Below are 16,842 nucleotides of genomic sequence, written 5' to 3'. Positions count from 1 at the left end.
CTCCCTTCGAGCCAAGGAAAACGGACATGAGCAGCGGCTTCATCACCACCCAGGACGGCGCGCAGATCTTCTACAAGGACTGGGGTCCCAAGACTGCCCAGCCCCTAGTGTTCCACCACGGCTGGCCGTTGTCGGCCGACGACTGGGACGCCCAGATGATGTTCTTCCTGGGCCAGGGCTATCGCGTCATCGCCCATGACCGCCGGGGCCACGGCCGGTCCAGCCAGACCGACACCGGCAACGAGATGGACACCTACGCCGCCGACGTCATCGAACTGGCCCGCGCCCTGGACCTGAAGAACGCCATCCACATCGGACACTCCACCGGCGGCGGCGAAGTCGCCCACTACGTGGCTCGCGCCGAGGCCGGCCGGGTCGCCAAGGCGGTGCTGGTCGGGGCCGTGACCCCGCTGATGCTGAAGACCGACGCCAATCCGGGCGGCCTGCCGCTGGAGGTGTTCGACGGCTTCCGCAACGGCACGGCCTTCAACCGCGCCCAGTTCTTCCGCGACGTCGCCGCCGGCCCGTTCTACGGCTTCAACCGCGAGGGCGCGAAGGTGTCGGAAGGCGTGATCGACAACTGGTGGCGTCAGGGCATGCAGGCCGGCGTCAAGGCGCTGTACGACTGTGTCGCCGCCTTCTCGGAAACCGACTTCACCGAAGACCTGAAGACCATCGACGTCCCGGTGCTGGTGCTGCACGGCGAAGACGACCAGGTCGTCCCGATCGACGCCTCGGCCCGCCAGGCGATCAAGCTGCTGAAGAACGGCACGCTGATCACCTATCCGGGGTTCCCGCACGGCATGGCGACCACGCAAGCCGACACGATCAACGCGGACCTGCTGGCGTTCATCAAGGGCTGAGGGTCTTAGCCCTCTGCCATTGTGACGATCACCGTCATCCCGGGCCTTGTGCCCGGGACCCCTGGTTCAGTCCGCACGTGAAGCGGTAGCGAAGTGAGAGCTTCGCCCCATTCTCACCTGCGACGGAGAAAGGGGTCCCGGGCACAAGGCCCGGGATGACGAGGTTTTATTGGCGGTGTGAAATCGATGAGGGTCCCTACTTCGTCCGCCTTCGGCCGCGCGAAGGTAGCCATCCTTACATCTCACGGCGAGATGATCGCCGGTCTGTCCAGGTTGCTCAAGGACGGCGCTCCGCGCCGCCGCGTCGCGGCTGGCCGCAGGCCAGTCCTTGACCAACCTGGACAGACCGGCACGCTGCAGCCTCCAAGAGATGTAAGGCTTGGCGCGACGCGGGGGGCGTCGGGTTTTGAGCTAGGCCCGGATGCCTCTAGTCCCCAACGCGCCTGTGCTTCATGATTGCGCCATGTTTGAACGGGGTCCGTTTCGCCGCTGTCCACGATGCGCTCAGGATGAATTGGGCCTGCTGTCAGTGGGCGGCCAAGTTCTGACTCGCCGGTGCCGCAAGTGCCGCCATGCCGTCTCCGAACTCCTGCCGTCTGTAAACAAGGCTGTCATTTACCTCGACCAGTTCGCCGTTAGCGAGATTTACAAGACCCGCGCGGGTAAACGACGGCTTGGTGCCAACAGCGCTGATTTCTGGAATGCTGCCTCCGAGAAGGTGCGAGAAGTTTTACTTCTGCAGCAGGCCCTCATTCCGAGCGGAAGCGTTCATACTGAGGAGTCGATGCTATTCGCCGAAGCCGATGAACTACGACTTGCTCACGAACTGTTGGGTGGCGATGTCGATCTCGTCTCGGTCGAAGAGATAGAAGGGCGCCAAACGTGGGCCTTCTTCCAGGCCTTCTTAGCCGGTAGTGAGTTGCCCAATCTCGATTCAAATGTTGACGATGTACTGAATGGGGAGCGCAACGCTTGGCTCCCTGAACTGCATATCACCACGAACATGAACTACTCTCATTTCGCTGCAGACGCGCGAAAGCACCGAGACTCAGCGAGCAACGCTCTGGCCTCGCTCGCTGAGGTCTGGGCACAGGAGAAACCGACCTTCCGTCAGGCGCTTGAGAACGAGCTTGAGGCGTATGGCCGCGCTAAGATTCAGGCGGCTAATGCAGCCTTTTTAAAGACGGCGGCGGCAATGGCTGCAAACGACATCGAAGCCTACACTAGCGCGGCACTCAATCCGCATCTGCGAGAGTTTTTCCAGTTGAGATCCTACTTGGTCGCGCATGGCTTCAATGAAGCGGCGGCCGGTGAGAAGGTCGCAGCGTTCTGGCAATGGCAGGGGAACCGCCATCAGCCATATCATAGAATAAGCTGCTATTTGTTCGCCGCGCTGGCGCGTAAGGCGGCCGCTGGTCAGAAGAGAGCGCCTGGGCGCGGCACGTTCAACGATATCAAAGCAATCGCGGCCTACGGCCCCTATGTCGATATAATGTTCGTCGACAAGGAATGGGCCGGCTTGTTGGCGGAAAAGCCATTGTGCGACGAGCTAAACCTCAAGGCGCGCATCTTCTCCCTAAACACTGGGGAAGCATTCTTAGAATATCTCGACAGCCTTGCACAACAAGCGACGCCTGAAGTGCGAACATACGCGCGAGAGATCTACGGATAGGCCGCTAACCGCTAAGCCGCCTCGACGTCCAGCGAATAGCCCGCCGACCGCACCGTCCGGATCGGATCCCCATCCGCCGAGCCATTGAGCGCCTTGCGCAGGCGGCCGATGTGCACGTCCACCGTGCGGGCCTCGACATAGACGTCCGAGCCCCACACCGCGTCCAGCAGCTGTTCGCGGCTGAACACCCGGCCCGGATGCTGCATCAGGTAGTCGAGCAGGCGGAACTCGGTGGGGCCCAGGTGGATTTCCTTGCCCTGGCGCTTCACCCGGTGGGCGACGCGGTCGATGATGATGTCGCCGACCGTGATGCGGTCGTCGGCCAGGCCCGGGCGGATCCGGCGAAGCACGGCGCGGACGCGGGCGGTCAGCTCCACCATCGAGAACGGCTTGACCACGTAGTCGTCGGCGCCGGTGTCCAGGCCGCGGATGCGGTCGCTCTCCTCGCCGCGGGCGGTGAGCATGATGATCGGCACGTTGCGGGTCTCGGCCCGGCCGCGCAGGCGGCGGCAGACCTCGATGCCCGACACCTTGGGCAGCATCCAGTCCAGCACCACCAGGTCCGGCGCGCGCTCGCTGGCCATGGTCAGGGCTTCCTCGCCGTCGCCGGCGACCCCGACCTGGTAGCCTTCCTTGTCGAGATTGTAGTGCAGCAGGGTGGCCAGGGCGTCCTCGTCCTCGACCACAAGAACATACGGGGTCAAAGCCAGGGCTCCCTTAACGCGGGGTTTCGAGCTTCGGGCGCTTGGAGACGATCTCCTCGCCCGTAATCTCGAAGTGGATGATCTCGGCGATGTTGGTGGCGTGGTCGCCGATGCGCTCGAGGTTCTTGGCCACGAACAGCAGGTGGGCGCAGGCGTTGATCGTGCGCGGGTCGCCCATCATGTAGGTCAGCAACTCACGGAAGATGGCGTTGTAGTGCTCGTCGACTTCCTCGTCGCGGCTCCACACGCCCACGGCGCGCTCGAGGTCCGAGCTGGAATAGGCGTCCAGCACGTCCTTCAGGCGGCCCTGCACCAGGCGGCCCATGCGCTCGATCGAGCGGGTCAGGGCGGTCATCGGCTCGGCGTCGGTCAGGATCAGGGCGCGCTTGCCGATGTTCTTGGCCATGTCGCCGCAGCGTTCCAGGCTCATCGAGATCTTCAGCGCGGCCACGGCGTGGCGCAGGTCCACGGCCATCGGCTGGCGCAGCGCGATCAGGCGGAAGGCCTTGCGCTCGATCTCGCCCTGCAGGGCGTCCAGACGCTCGTCGCGGGCCACGACCTGCTGGGCCAGCGGCGCGTCGCGGCGGGCGATGCAGTCGACGGCGTCGGCGACCTGCGCCTCGGCCAGGCCGCCCATGCGGGTGACCTCGGCCGTCAGATGGTTCAGCTCTTCGCCGTAGGATTTGACGGTATGCTCGGTCATGTCTCGATCCTGCCGGTTAGCCGAAGCGGCCGGTGATGTAGTCTTGGGTGCGGCTGTCACGAGGATTGGTGAACATGTCCTCGGTGTTCCCGCTCTCGACCAGCTTGCCCAGGTGGAAGAAGGCGGTCTTCTGCGACACGCGGGCGGCCTGGGCCATCGAGTGGGTGACGATGACGATGCAGAACTGGCTGCGCAGCTCGTCGATCAACTCCTCGATCTTGGCCGTGGCGATCGGGTCCAGCGCCGAGCAGGGCTCGTCCATCAGGATGACCTGAGGGCTGACCGCAATGGCGCGGGCGATGACCAGACGCTGCTGCTGGCCGCCGGACAGGCCGGTGCCGGGCTGGTGCAGGCGATCGGCGACCTCGTTCCAGAGGCCGGCCTTTTTCAGGCTGCTCTCGACGATGGCTTCCAGGTCGGCCTTGGCGGTGGCCAGGCCGTGGATGCGCGGACCGTAGGCCACGTTCTCGAAGATGGTCTTCGGGAAGGGGTTGGGCTTCTGGAACACCATGCCGACGCGCGAGCGCAGCACCACCGGGTCGACGCTCTTGGCGTTGACGTCGGCGCCGTCGATCTCGATCGCGCCCGACACCTTGGCCGTCGGGATCGTGTCGTTCATCCGGTTGATGCAGCGCAGGAAGGTCGACTTGCCGCAGCCCGACGGGCCGATGAAGGCGGTGACCGACTTGGCGGGGATGTCGATGTTCACATCGAACAGCGCCTGCTTCTCGCCGTAGAAGACGTTGACGTCCTTGGCGCGGATCTTGATCTCGCCGACCGGCGCGCTGGCGTGAGCGTGCGGCACGGCGGTGTGGAGCACCGGGGTGTGGGCGGTGTCGTCGGGGCTTTGGGTCGGCATGGCGTGTCCCTGGACGAGGGGCGAAGCGGAAGGGTTCAGGATCATGTGGCTCACCAGCGGCGCTCGAAGCGGCGGCGCAGGATGACGGCCGCGGCGTTCATGACGATCATGAAGACCAGGAGGACGATGATGGCGGCGGCGGTGCGCTCATGGAAGGCCCGCTCGGAGGCGTTCTCCCAGATGAACACCTGCACGGGCAGGACGGTGGCTGCGCCGGTGAAGCCTTCCGGCACGCCGGGCACGAACGAGACCATGCCGATCATCAGCAGCGGCGCCGTCTCGCCCAGGGCGTGGGCCAGCGACAGGATGGCGCCGGTCATCACGCCAGGCATGGCCAACGGCAGCACGTGGTGGAAGACGGTCTGGGTCTTGGACGCGCCGACGCCCAGGGCGGCTTCGCGGATCGAGGGCGGCACCGCCTTCAGGGCCGAGCGGGTGGCGATGATCACGGTCGGCAGGGCCATCAGGGCCAGCACCAGGCCGCCGACCAGCGGCGAGCTGCGCGGCACGTGCAGCCAGTTGATGAACAAGGCCAGGCCCAGCAGGCCGTAGACGATCGAGGGCACGGCGGCGAGGTTGTTGATGTTGACCTCGATGACGTCGGTCCAGCGGTTCTTCGGGGCGAACTCTTCCAGATAGACGGCGGCCATCACGCCCACCGGCACGGCGATCAGGGCGGTGATCAGCAGCATCATGGCCGAGCCGACCACCGCGCCGAGCACCCCGGCCTGTTCGGGCTCGGTGGAGTCGGAGTTGGTGAAGAAGGCGGTGTTGAAGCCGGTCTTCAGCGAGCCGTCGGCGCGCAGCTGCTCCAGCCAGTCCAGCTGCTGGTTGTCGAGCTTGCGGTCGCCTTCCGGCGTCGAGCGCTTGATCTCGCCCTTGAAGTAGAGGTCGGCGTCGGCCTTGAACGGGCCGGTCACGGTCACGGTCTTGCCGATCAGCGACTTGTCCTTCTTCAGCTGGTTCAGCAGCTGGAAGCCGAAGTCGCGGCTGATCAGGTCCATGACCTTGCCCGAGGTGGTGCCCAGGTCGTCGTCCTGCACCTTGAGCTTCTTCATCACCGCCTCGGCGACGATGTAGTCATAGTTGACGCCTTCCAGGTCGGAGGTGTCGATGCGCTCGGGGTTCAGATAGACCGGCACGCTCAGGGTGTGGGTCGTGAAGGTGGTGTAGCCCTGGCCGACGATGCGGCCGACCAGAACGACCAGGAAGATCATCGCCACGACGATCGCGGCCAGGCCCTGGGCCTTGAAGATCTTCTCGTCGCGGTGGCGCTTCTTCAGGCGGGCTTCCATCGCGGTCAGCGGCGCGCGAGCGGCGGAACCGACGGGTGCGGTGACGTCAGTCATACTGTTCTCGATACTTCTGGACGATGCGCAGGGCGATGATGTTGAGGCCCAGGGTCACGACGAACAGCGTCAGGCCCAGGCCGAAGGCCGAGAGGGTCTTGGGGCTGTCGAACTCCTGGTCCCCGGTCAGCAGGGTGACGATCTGCACCGTCACGGTGGTGACCGTGTCGAGGGGGTTGGCGGTCAGCTTGGCCTGCAGGCCGGCGGCCATGGTGACGATCATGGTCTCGCCGACGGCGCGGGACACGGCCAGCAGCATGGCGGCCATGATGCCCGGCAGGGCGGCGGGCAAGACCACCTTCTTGACCGTCTCGGACTTGGTGGCGCCCATCGCGTAGCTGCCGTCGCGCAAGCTCTGCGGCACGGCGTTGATGATGTCGTCCGACAGCGACGAGACGAACGGGATCAGCATGATGCCCATCACCACCCCGGCCACCAGGGCCATCTGGTTCTGGACTTCCATCAGGTACTGGCCGACGCCCGGCATCGTGCCGACCAGCATCGCGCCCAGGGCGTTGAAGCCGGCCCGGAACAGCGGCCCCACGGTCAGGGCGGCGAAGAAGCCGTAGACGACGGTCGGCACGCCGGCCAGCACCTCGAGCAGCGGCTTGATCGTCGCGCGCACCGGGCGGCTGGCGTATTCCGAGAGGTAGATCGCCGAATAGAGGCCGACCGGCGCGGCCACGGCCATGGCGATCAGCATGATCAGGAAGGTGCCGGCGAACAGCGGCACGGCGCCGAAGGCGCCTTCCGAGGCCACCTGGTCGGCGCGCATGGCGATCTGCGGGCTCCACTGGGTGCCCAGCAGGAACGAGATCGGCGACACGCTCTGGAAGAAGCGCCAGCTTTCCCAGATCAGCGAGAGGACGATGCCCAGAGTGGTCAGGACAGCGGCGATCGAGCAGGCCATCAGCAGGCCGCCGACCCAGCCCTCGACCCGGTTGCGGGCCCGGAAGTCGGCCGACAGGCGCGGGAAGGCCAGCAGGAAGCCGGCCAGGGCGACCACGGCCGCCAGGCCCAGCACGCTGTAGCGGATCAGGTTGTCGATGCGCTTGGCCTCGACGACCTTGGCGTCGAGGGCGACCTTCAGTTCGCCCTCATAGGCCACCTCGCTGGGGGCGACGCCTTCGGCGATGGCCTGGGCGTCGCTGAAGAAGACGTTCTGGCGGTCGGCGTCCAGGGTCTGGACGATGGCCGGCCGTTGGGCCTGCAGCATCGCGTCCTCGACCCGGTCGCCGAACATGGCGCCCAGCAGCAGCAGCAGGGCGGCGGGCGCGCCGGCCCACAGAGCGGCGTAGCTGCCGTAATAGCCTGGAAGGGAGTGGAGAACGCGGGCGACTCCGCCGGCGTTGGTCACGGCGCGGCGTCGGCCGAGCATGTAGGCGATGCTCGAAAACAGCGCCAAGAACAGGAGCGAGAGCCAGGTCAGCATGCGTGCGGCGGGGTCTTGCGCGAGGGGTTGCGATGACAGCGCACAACGCGTCGTCCCGCCCCGGTCGAGCTATGCCCGCCCGGCGCTGTGCTTATGCGACGGATTGATGACAGTTTGACGACAGTGGCCGGGACGGCAAGCTCAACCGGGCGAAAGGTTTGTCACGTCAGATGCCTAGGAACGTAACCGGGCGGCAATCCGAGCGCAAAGAACAACGGTCACCGATCACGACGGGGCGTCAATCGTGACCGTGGAGATCACATGAACATCGAGCGTTCGCCGGCCCGGACCGGCGCCGATCGCGTCACCGCGGCGGTCGTCGGCCTAGCCTTGGTCGCCACGCTAAGCGCCTGCGGAGGCGGCGGCGGATCATCCTCGTCGTCGAGCAGCTCCAGCAGCAGCAGTTCCAGTTCAAGCAGCTCCAGCAGTTCGAGCTCCAGCAGCAGCGCCTCGTCGTCCGCCTGCGCGGAGACCACCCAGGGCGCCCAGCTGGTCTGCCTGTCGAACGCCTTCCGCGCCACGCTCAGCAGCACCGAGCTGGCGGCGGTCAGCTACAGCCTGACCTCGGACAACGCGACCAAGTACTGGTCGAACCTCCCGACCACCTTCGTGACGCGGCATGGCCTGGCGCTGAGTTCGCTGAGCACCACCCAGAAGGCGGCGGCCGAGGCCCTGATCAACGCGGCGCTGACCAGCCAGGGCCAGACCACCATGAAGGGCCTGCGCGCAGCCGACGGCTACCTGGCCACGGCGGCGACCGGCTATGGCGAGAACCTCTACTATATCTCGTTCCTGGGAACGCCGTCGACCACCAGCCCCTGGATCCTGGAGTTCACCGGCCACCACTATACGTTCCTGGCCAGCGTGAAAGGCGACTTCGTCAGCATGACGCCGAACTTCGTCGGGGTCGAACCGCTGACCTTCACCTATGGCGGGACCTCGTACACGGCCATGGGCGCCGAGCACGACGCCTTGCAGGCCATGCTCAATGGGCTGAGCTCCAGCCAGCTGGCCTCCGCCAAGCTGTCCCAGGCCTATGACGACCTGTTGGTCCCGCCCCAGAAGGACGGTCAGTTCCCCAGCACCCAGTCGGGCCTGGCGGTGTCGAGCCTCAGCGCCAGCCAGCAGGCCTTAGTCAAGGCCGCGATCGAGAGCTACGCCGGAGACGCCAACGGCACGGGCCAGGCGGCCGCCTACACCACCGACGCGGCCCTGGCCTCGACCTATATCGCCTGGGCCTCCTATTCGGACCTGTCGACGCGCGGCTCGTACGTGCGAATCGACGGCCCCCGCGTGTGGATCGAGTTCAGCGTCCAGAGCGGCGTCGTCTTCAGCCCCAACCACTATCACAGCATCTGGCGCGACAAGACGATGGACTACGGTGGCAATTTCACCTTCTAGGATGCCGCGCGCCAAGCCGCTGCTGGCGGCGATCATCCTCGCCCTGGCCGCCTGGACCGTCTTGCTGGGCGGCCTGGCCTCGGCCCACGAAATGCCCAAGTCGTTCGTGCAGGTGCGGGTGCTGACCACATCGTGGCGGCTTCACCTGAAGCTGCCGGCCGACCGGCTGGAGGTCGCGTTCGCCCAGGCTGGGCTGATCCCCTCGTCGAAGGGCGACGCGCCCGCCGCGCTGTCGGCCCCGGCCGTCCGCGCCTATGTCGCCGACAGGGTCAGGGCCCGCTCGCCCGACGGCGCGCCATGGACCGTCAAGGTGCTGAACCTGCGCGAGACCGGATCGCCCGCCGACGAATGGAACGTCGAGGTCGAGTTGACCCCGCCGGCCGGACCACCGCCCGCCGCGCTGGTGCTGAACTACGAGGTGATCGTCCGGGAGATCGCCACTCACGAGGCGGTCGTCAGCCTGGAGCAGGACTGGGACCGCAACGTGCTTCCCCAGCATCCCCGGCTGGTCGGCGCGCTGCGGGCCGAGACCCGCAGCCTGCGGATCGACCGGGCCGACGCGCCGGCCTGGCCGGCCTGGATCAGCATGGTCTGGCTGGGCGCCCGCCACATCCTGGAGGGGGCCGACCACCTGCTGTTCCTGATCACCCTGATCCTGACAGCGCCCCTGCATGCGGAAAAACGGCGCTGGAGGCCGGTCGCCGACGGCCGGCGCGCCCTGGTCGCCACCTTCACGCGGGTCAGCGCCTTCACGGCGGGCCACTCGGCCTCGCTGCTGGCCGCCTCGCTGGGCTGGCTGCCGCCGTCGGGCCGGGGAATCGAGGTGCTGATCGCCCTGTCGGTGGGGATCTCGGCGCTGCACGCGCTGCGACCGATCTTCCCTCGGCGCGAGGCCTGGGTGGCGGGCGGCTTCGGCCTGGTGCACGGCATGGCCTTCGCCGGGGCGATCAGCGCCCTGTCACTGACTACCGGCCAGGTCATCGCCGCGACCCTGGGCTTCAACCTGGGCGTCGAGCTGGTGCAGGTGGCGCTGGTCTGCGCCCTGGCCCCGCTCTTCTTCGCCATCCGGGGCCGGCCGCTGGGCGACAGGGTCCGGTGGGCCCTGGGCGGCGGGGCCCTGGTCGCCTCGACGATCTGGCTGGCGGCGCGGCTCGCCTAGAGCCGGATCGACCTTAAGGATCGCGACGCGGTTACGGTCTTTCCTTAAACCTTTCTTCCTTAGGCCTTGTGCCTAGGAAGATCAGGTCATGTGGTCTCGGTCGGCTGAATGGCGATGAGCCCTAGGGCGGCCCCCTACGCCTCGGTCGACGCCACCGCCACCGTCTCGACTTCCGCCACGCCCTTGGCCATCGGCAGGTAGACGCCGAAGGTCGCGCCGTCGCCCTGGATGCTTTCCACCGTCAGGCCGCCGCGGTGGCGGTTCATGATGTGCTTGACGATGGCCAGGCCCAGGCCCGTGCCCGAGCGCTCGCCGCTCTTCTGGCCCTCGACGCGGTAGAAGCGCTCGGTCAGGCGCGGCAGGTGCTCGCGCGCCAGGCCCGGCCCACGGTCGGTGACCCGCAGGGTGGCGTAGCGCTCGCCGGCGGCGTGGTCGGGGGTCAGCAGCGACATCCGCGCCGCCGCCGGATCGCGTGGCGCGGCGGCCGAATCGGCGCTGAGCCCCGGATAGAGCTCGACCCGCACCACGCCGTCGCGCGGGGTGTACTTGATGGCGTTGTCGATCAGGTTCTGGATCACCTGGATGATCTGGTCGCGGTCGCCCTCGACCACGGCCGCGCCGCGCGGCGGCAGGACGGGATCGAAGCCGACCGCCTTCTCCTTGGCCTGCGGGCCCAGGGCGTCGATGACGTCGATGGTGGCCATGGCCAGGTCCACCCGGCCCAGCGGCGCGATGTGTTCGTTCAGCTCGATGCGCGACAGGCTCATCAGGTCGGAGATCAGCCGCGACATCCGCTCGGCCTGGGCCTGCATGATGCCCAAGAATTTGTCGCGGACGACCGGATCCTCCTTGGCGTGGCCGCGCAGGGTCTCGATGAAGCCCGACAGCGAGGCAAGGGGCGTGCGCAGCTCATGGCTGGCGTTGGCCAGGAAGTCGGCGCGGGTGCGCTCGCTGCGACGGGCGTCGGTCTCGTCGCGCAGCACCAGCAGGGCCTGGCGCGAGCCGGCGGGATTGTCCTCCAACGGCCGGGCGTAGGCGATCCAGGCGCGGCCCTGGGCCCCGCCGGTCTCGTATTCGACCGCGCGCTCGATGCCGCCGAACAGGGCCTCGTCCACCGCCTCCAGCACGCCGGGATTGCGCACGGCCGTGACCAGCAGCGCGCCGTCGCCTTGGATGCGGAAAAGCTCGCGCGCCGCGGCGTTGGCGAACACGAAGCGGCGGCCGGTCAGGTCGTCGGCCTCCTCGGCGGCGATCACCATCAGCGGGTCGGGCAGGCGCTCGAGAATCGTCGCGTAGGGCGGCGCGTTGGCGGCCGCGACCGGAGCCAGGGCGGCGGTCGGCCGGGCCTCGATGGCCGCGGCCTGGCGATGGCGCGCGCTGAGATAGAGACCGCCGACACCGGCCGCGAGGGCCGCGGCGACCGCCGGACCGGGCTGGGCGGCGCCCACGGCGGCCAGGGCCAGGATCGCGCCAGGCCCGATCAGGACAGGCGCGGCGGCGCTCGCCAGAGCGCGCGGAGCGGTCAGAAGGGAATGTTTCGCGGGCGACATGGACCCGTGCCTCGATTCTCGCCGCGGGGGATTCGACGAACCAGATATGGCGCCCTGATACGCCATGCGATAGACGGTTGGCGCCCTAATGAATGTCGCCGGCGTCGCTCACCGCAATTTCGCCGCAACGTGACGCAAGTTAGGGTCTGGGTTCTTATCCGAGGTATCGTACGTAATGCAGCGCAAGGTCCTGGTCGCGACAGTCGCAGCCGCTCCTATCCTGGCTTTGGCGTTTGGCGCTTCGGCTGAAACCTCGGTCTCGACCGCCCGTACGACGCCGATCTCGACGTCGACGGCGACGGGCGCGGCCGCCGACGACATCAAGGTGACCGCCGACGGCTCGATCAAGCCGACCACGGCCGGGCCGATGATCACCCTCGACAGCAACAACAAGGTCACCAACCTCGGGACCCTGGCCACCGTCGGCGTCAACGACTCGACTGGCGTGCTGATCCTGGGCGGCAAGACCGGCTCGGTGACCAACTCCAACGTCATTTCGCTGACCGAGGACTACACCCCCACCGACACCGACTCGGACGGCGATATCGACGGCGCGTTCGCCACGGGCTCGAACCGCTTCGGCATCCGCCTGACCGGTCCGGGCGCCTTCACCGGCGACATCATCAACGACGCGGCCGGCGCGATCACGATCGAGGGCAACAACTCGGCCGGCATCTCACTGGAAAGCCAGCTGATCGGCAACCTGACCACCAGCGGCTCGATCACTGTCCTGGGCGACAACAGCACGGCCATCAAGGTCGCCGCCCCGGTGACCGGCAAGGTCACGGTCAACGGCGGCGTTTCGGCCACCGGCAAGAACGCGGTCGGCGTCGACATCGGCGGCGACATCACCGGCGCCTTCGTGGTGCAGGGCGGCGTCACGGCCACCGGCTATCGCTACACCTCGCGGCCCAGCCTGCTGGCCGACCGCAACAAGCTCGACGCCGACGACCTGCTGCAGGGCGGCCCGGCCGTCCGCGTGGCCTCCAGCGTCACCGGCGGCGTGCTGCTGGACACCCCCCCGGCCGACAAGGACACCGCCAACACCGACGAGGACGGCGACGGCGTCGCCGACGCCAGCGAAGGCACGTCGTCGCTGAACGTCTTCGGCGGCGCCCCGGCCCTGCTGGTCGGCTCGGACACCAAGGCCATCACCATCGGCGCGGTCGGCACGGGCGACAACGCCTACGGCCTGATCGTGCGCGGCGCGGTCAACGCCAACGGCGTGTATGACGGGGTCGCCGCCTCGGCGATCCAGATCGGCGGCGCGACCGGCCAGACCACCACCCTGGCCAACGGCGCGCGTTTGACCGCCACCATCGCCGCCACCGCCTACGAGGCCAACTCCACGGGCGTCCACCTGACCGCAGGCGCCAACGCCCCGACGCTGTGGAACCAGGGCTCGGTCACCACCTATTCGATCTCTGAAGGCGCGTTCGACTCGCGCGGCGTCGCGATCGACGCGGGCGCGACCGCCAGCACGTTCCGCAACGACGGCGCGATCTCGAGCACGCTGGCTGGCGAAAAGGGCAACGCCTACGGCGTGATCGACTATTCGGGCAGCCTGACCAGCCTGATCAACAACGGCAAGATCATCGCCTCGGTGGTGCCGACCGACGACGAGCTGGACACCGACGACTCCGACCTCCTCGCCTCCAACGAGACGGTGACCGGCAAGGCCGTGGCCATCGACGTCAGCCGCAACACCACGGGCGTGACCCTGGTGCAGACCGGCCTCAACGACGGCGACGACCTCGCCGACGGCGTCGCCGACGCGGACGCCGACGGCGACGGCGTGGACGACGCGGACGAGCCGGCCATCGTCGGCGCGGTGCGCTTCGGCTCGGGCGCCGACACCTTCAAGCTGATGAACGGCTCGATGATCGGCGACCTGTCGTTCGGCGCCGGCCAGGACACCTTCGTCGTCGACGGCGGCTCGCTGTTCCTCGGCGCCCTGACCGACACCGACGGCAAGCTGGACATCACCGTCGGCAAGGGCAGCCTGGGCCTCTCCAACGCCGCCACGATCAACGCCACCAGCCTCAATGTCGGCTCGGGCGGCAAGATCCTGTTCACCGCCGACGCGGCCGCGGGGACCAACACCAAGCTGGTGGTCTCGGGCGCGGCCAACATCGCCAGCGGCGCCGAGCTGGGCGTGCGCCTGACCAGCCTGGTCAAGCAGCCGACCTCCTACACGGTCATCAGCGCCGGCACCCTGACCGTCGGCTCGATCGGCCAGGCCCTGCTGGCGGACTCGCCCTACCTCTACGTCGCCACCAGCCGCGCCGACACCAACAACGTCTATATCGACGTGCGTCGCCGCACGGCCGCCGAGATCGGCTTCAACCGCTCGGAAGCCTCGGCCTATGACGCGGTGTTTGCGGCCCTCGGCGCCGACAGCAGTCTGGCCAGCAGCTTCCTGACCCAGAACGCCAAGGACGGGTTCCTGAACCTGTACGACCAGATGCTGCCCGACCAGGGCGAGGGTCTGTTCGCGTCGCTGCAGTCGGCCAACCAGATGATCTCGGCCGCCACCGCCGTCCGCCCCGACAAGGGCGAGCGCTACGGCCCCGACAGCATCTGGATCCAGGAAATCAACTCGCTGGTCCGCCGCGACAAGGGCGAGACGGCCGGTTCCGACAACCAGGCCTTCGGCTTCGTCGCAGGCTATGAGGCCATGGGCGACGCGGGCGGGGCCCTGGGCCTGACCCTGGCCTATGTGAACGTCGAGGAACACGACACCGTCGCCAAGGTGGGCGAGCAGACCACCGCCTCGTTCGTGCAGGGCGGCGCCTACTGGCGGCGTTCGGTCGGCGGCTGGATCATGAACGCCGGCGGCGGCGCGGGTTACGGCTGGTTCGACGGCGACCGTCGCTTCATCGCCCCGGACGCCAATGGCGACGGCGTGGCCGACCTGGTGCTTAAGAACAGCGCCCGCTGGGGCGGCGCGACCGCCAACCTGTTCGGCGGCGCGGCCTACGAGGCCAAGTTCGGCCGCTACTACGCCCGTCCGGAAGGCCGTATCGACTATGTCTGGCTGCGTGAAGGCAAGCGCACCGAAAAGGGCGGCGGCGCGGGCTTCGACCTGACGGTCGAGGAGCGCACCTCCAGCAACCTGTCGGGCGAGTTCGGCATCGCCTTCGGCGCCGACTTCGGCAAGGACGTCTGGTGGCGTCCAGAAGTGCGCGTCGGCTATCGCCAGACCCTGGCCGGACAGGTGGGCGACACCACCGCCCGCTTCACCGGCGGCAACCCCTTCACCCTGGCCGCCCTGGACGACAAGCAAGGCGCCGCGACCCTGGGCTTCTCGCTCAAGGCCGGCACCCCGATGTCGTACCTGGCCCTCGAGGGCGGCGTGGAAGCGGCCAAGAAACAGAAGCGCTACAACCTGCGCCTCGCCGGCCGGGCGATGTTCTAACGACCCGCGCGGCGGGCGTTTCGACGCCCGCCCGCCCTGGCCAAACGGGCCATTTGCTCCGGACACGGAGCGCCTAAAGGTTTTGGCAACCTTTTATCTCTTTGGAATTGAACGGGATTCGCGCACGGGCTGCGACGCTTCGCCACGCCTCTAGAAAAACTCAAAGCCGCGTTTCCTAATCTCCATTTAATAACTAGGAATAATCGTCTTCCCTATCCGCAACAGGTCGGCGCCCAACGCGACGCCGAGAGGGGAAGACCATGACCATCACCAAGAAAGCCCTGCGCACCGCGCTTGTCGCCGGCGTTTCGTTCATGACGATGGCGGGGGCCGCCAACGCCCAGACCGCCGCGTCGCAGACCGACGCCGAGGCTCGCATCGCCGCGCTGGAAGCCCAGCTCGCGGCCCTGTCGGGCCAGATCGCCGACCTGAAGGCCGCCACCGCCGCCAGCCTCAAGGACGTCCGCGCCACCCAGAGCGCCACCACCGTCAGCATCGCCGGCGGCAAGCCGACCATCGCCTCGGGCGACGGCGCCTTCAGCGCCAACATCCACGCGGTGATGCAGCTGGACGCCGCCCAGTACTATCAGGACAAGCCGGTCCCGGCCTCGGTCACCAACGGCCGCGACCTCAACAGCGGCACCAACTTCCGCCGCGCCCGCCTGGGCGTCGACGGCAAGGCCTTCAAGAACTTCGACTACTCCGTCCTGCTCGAGTTCGGCGGCGCGGGCACCGACGGCGCCGGCACGCTGCAGGAGCTGTGGCTGCAGTACAACTATGCGCCCTTCAAGGTGAAGGTCGGCGCCTTCGCCCCGAACGTCGGCCTGGCCGACGTCGCCTCGACCAACGGCTCGCTGTTCCCCGAGCGTCCGTCGCCGTCGGAGCTGTCGCGCGGCCTGGCCGGCGCCGACAAGCGCATCGGCCTGCAGGTCCAGACCGTGGGCGAGCGCTACCTGATCTCCGGCGCGATCACCGGCGCCAAGGCCGGCGACGCCGCCACCACCGACGAGCAGCTGGGCTATGTCGGCCGCGTCGCGTTCATCCCGTTCAAGGGCCTGGACTGGCTGGTCCATGTCGGCGCCAACGCCAGCCTGGTGGCCACCCCGGCCCAGTCCGTGGCGGGCGGCCCCTACAGCGTCACCGTCACCGACCGTCCGGAACTGCGCGTCGACGCCACCCAGCTGATCTCCTCGGGCGCCATCGACTCGACCGGCGCGCGCCACTACGGCTTCGAACTGGCCGCCCAGAAGAAGAACTTCTTCATCGAGGGCGAATATTTCGACATCGCGCTGGACCGCCGCAACCCGGCCGCCGGCGTCAGCGATCCGAAGTTCAAGGCCTGGTACGTCGAAGGCTCGTGGGTCATCACCGGCGAGGCCCGCAAGTACAACGTCAACAACTTCGCCTTCGACGCGCCCGCCGTCGACAAGCCGTTCGATCCCCGCAAGGGCCAATGGGGCGCCTGGGAACTGGCCGGCCGCTACTCGGTCTCTGACCTGAACCACCACGAGTACTCGACCCTGGCGGCCGACCGCGTGCGCGGCGGCGACCAGACGATCGCCTCGGTGGGCCTCAACTGGTTCCCCAACCCGGTGACCAAGTTCTCGCTCGACTATCTGGACGTCAGCGTCGATCGCCGTGACGCCGCCGGCGCCCAGGCCGGTCAGGACTACAAGGTGATCAACGTCCGCAGCCAGTACGCCTTCTAAGCCAGTAAGCCTGACCCAAGGAC

General features: G+C 67.7%; 13 protein-coding genes. 7 read left to right on the top strand and 6 right to left on the bottom strand.

The genetic code is table 11. From position 1 onward, the window contains the following. Positions 1 to 26: 26 nt before the first annotated feature. From AC1RUS_RS15130 to AC1RUS_RS15120, 3 genes are all read left to right on the top strand, one after another. Entirely contained in the window at positions 27 to 863 is an 837-nt protein-coding gene (locus tag AC1RUS_RS15130) for an alpha/beta fold hydrolase (protein ID WP_492917406.1), read from the top strand. Positions 864 to 1,102: 239 nt separating this feature from the next. Continuing rightward, positions 1,103 to 1,195, top strand: coding sequence for a hypothetical protein (locus AC1RUS_RS15125; RefSeq protein ID WP_492917578.1), 93 nt, complete (start codon positions 1,103 to 1,105; stop codon positions 1,193 to 1,195). Positions 1,196 to 1,377: 182 nt separating this feature from the next. After that, complete coding sequence (locus AC1RUS_RS15120; RefSeq protein WP_492917405.1) at positions 1,378 to 2,535, top strand: hypothetical protein; 1,158 nt, start codon at positions 1,378 to 1,380, stop codon at positions 2,533 to 2,535. Positions 2,536 to 2,546: 11 nt separating this feature from the next. Here AC1RUS_RS15120 and phoB read toward each other — a convergent pair whose 3' ends face one another. Genes phoB through pstC form a run of 5 tightly spaced genes read right to left on the bottom strand, consistent with a single transcriptional unit; the run spans position 2,547 to position 7,582 of the window. Continuing rightward, positions 2,547 to 3,239: a phosphate regulon transcriptional regulator PhoB gene (phoB, locus tag AC1RUS_RS15115; protein ID WP_492917404.1), complete on the bottom strand. Its 693-nt coding sequence runs from the start codon at positions 3,237 to 3,239 to the stop codon at positions 2,547 to 2,549. Positions 3,240 to 3,252: 13 nt separating this feature from the next. Beyond that, positions 3,253 to 3,942 (bottom strand): phosphate signaling complex protein PhoU, encoded by a 690-nt coding sequence (gene phoU, locus AC1RUS_RS15110; RefSeq protein WP_492917403.1) that lies wholly within the window; start codon positions 3,940 to 3,942, stop codon positions 3,253 to 3,255. A gap of 16 nt (positions 3,943 to 3,958) precedes the next feature. Continuing rightward, entirely contained in the window at positions 3,959 to 4,801 is an 843-nt protein-coding gene (gene pstB, locus AC1RUS_RS15105) for a phosphate ABC transporter ATP-binding protein PstB (protein WP_492917402.1), read from the bottom strand. Between the two features lie 50 nt (positions 4,802 to 4,851). Next, positions 4,852 to 6,150, bottom strand: coding sequence for a phosphate ABC transporter permease PstA (gene pstA / locus AC1RUS_RS15100; protein ID WP_492917401.1), 1,299 nt, complete (start codon positions 6,148 to 6,150; stop codon positions 4,852 to 4,854). Continuing rightward, entirely contained in the window at positions 6,143 to 7,582 is a 1,440-nt protein-coding gene (gene pstC / locus AC1RUS_RS15095) for a phosphate ABC transporter permease subunit PstC (RefSeq protein WP_492917400.1), read from the bottom strand. The genes pstA and pstC overlap by 8 nt, the downstream gene beginning before the upstream one ends. A 261-nt stretch (positions 7,583 to 7,843) precedes the next feature. On the opposite strand from pstC, the gene AC1RUS_RS15090 reads away from it, so the two are divergent. Further along, positions 7,844 to 8,983 (top strand): DUF3500 domain-containing protein, encoded by a 1,140-nt coding sequence (locus tag AC1RUS_RS15090; protein WP_492917399.1) that lies wholly within the window; start codon positions 7,844 to 7,846, stop codon positions 8,981 to 8,983. A 1-nt stretch (position 8,984) separates the two neighbouring features. Beyond that, positions 8,985 to 10,142 carry a HupE/UreJ family protein gene (locus AC1RUS_RS15085; protein WP_492917398.1) on the top strand — a complete coding sequence of 386 codons (1,158 nt, stop codon included), beginning with the start codon at positions 8,985 to 8,987 and terminating at the stop codon, positions 10,140 to 10,142. A gap of 134 nt (positions 10,143 to 10,276) precedes the next feature. On the opposite strand, the gene AC1RUS_RS15080 is transcribed toward AC1RUS_RS15085, so the two are convergent. Beyond that, positions 10,277 to 11,692, bottom strand: coding sequence for a sensor histidine kinase (locus tag AC1RUS_RS15080; protein ID WP_492917397.1), 1,416 nt, complete (start codon positions 11,690 to 11,692; stop codon positions 10,277 to 10,279). A gap of 175 nt (positions 11,693 to 11,867) precedes the next feature. Here AC1RUS_RS15080 and AC1RUS_RS15075 point away from each other — a divergent pair, with 175 nt between their 5' ends. Both AC1RUS_RS15075 and AC1RUS_RS15070 read left to right on the top strand, forming a co-directional pair. After that, the gene (locus AC1RUS_RS15075; protein WP_492917396.1) at positions 11,868 to 15,110 is read left to right on the top strand and encodes an autotransporter outer membrane beta-barrel domain-containing protein; all 3,243 of its coding nucleotides are present in this window, start codon (positions 11,868 to 11,870) and stop codon (positions 15,108 to 15,110) included. 260 nt (positions 15,111 to 15,370) lie between these two features. Beyond that, positions 15,371 to 16,819, top strand: a complete 1,449-nt coding sequence (locus AC1RUS_RS15070; RefSeq protein ID WP_492917395.1) for an OprO/OprP family phosphate-selective porin — start codon at positions 15,371 to 15,373, stop codon at positions 16,817 to 16,819. Positions 16,820 to 16,842: the final 23 nt, after the last annotated feature.

Source organism: Caulobacter sp. GW821-FHT10F06, assembly GCF_058809215.1.
This window is presented reverse-complemented; position numbering and strand designations above follow the sequence as displayed.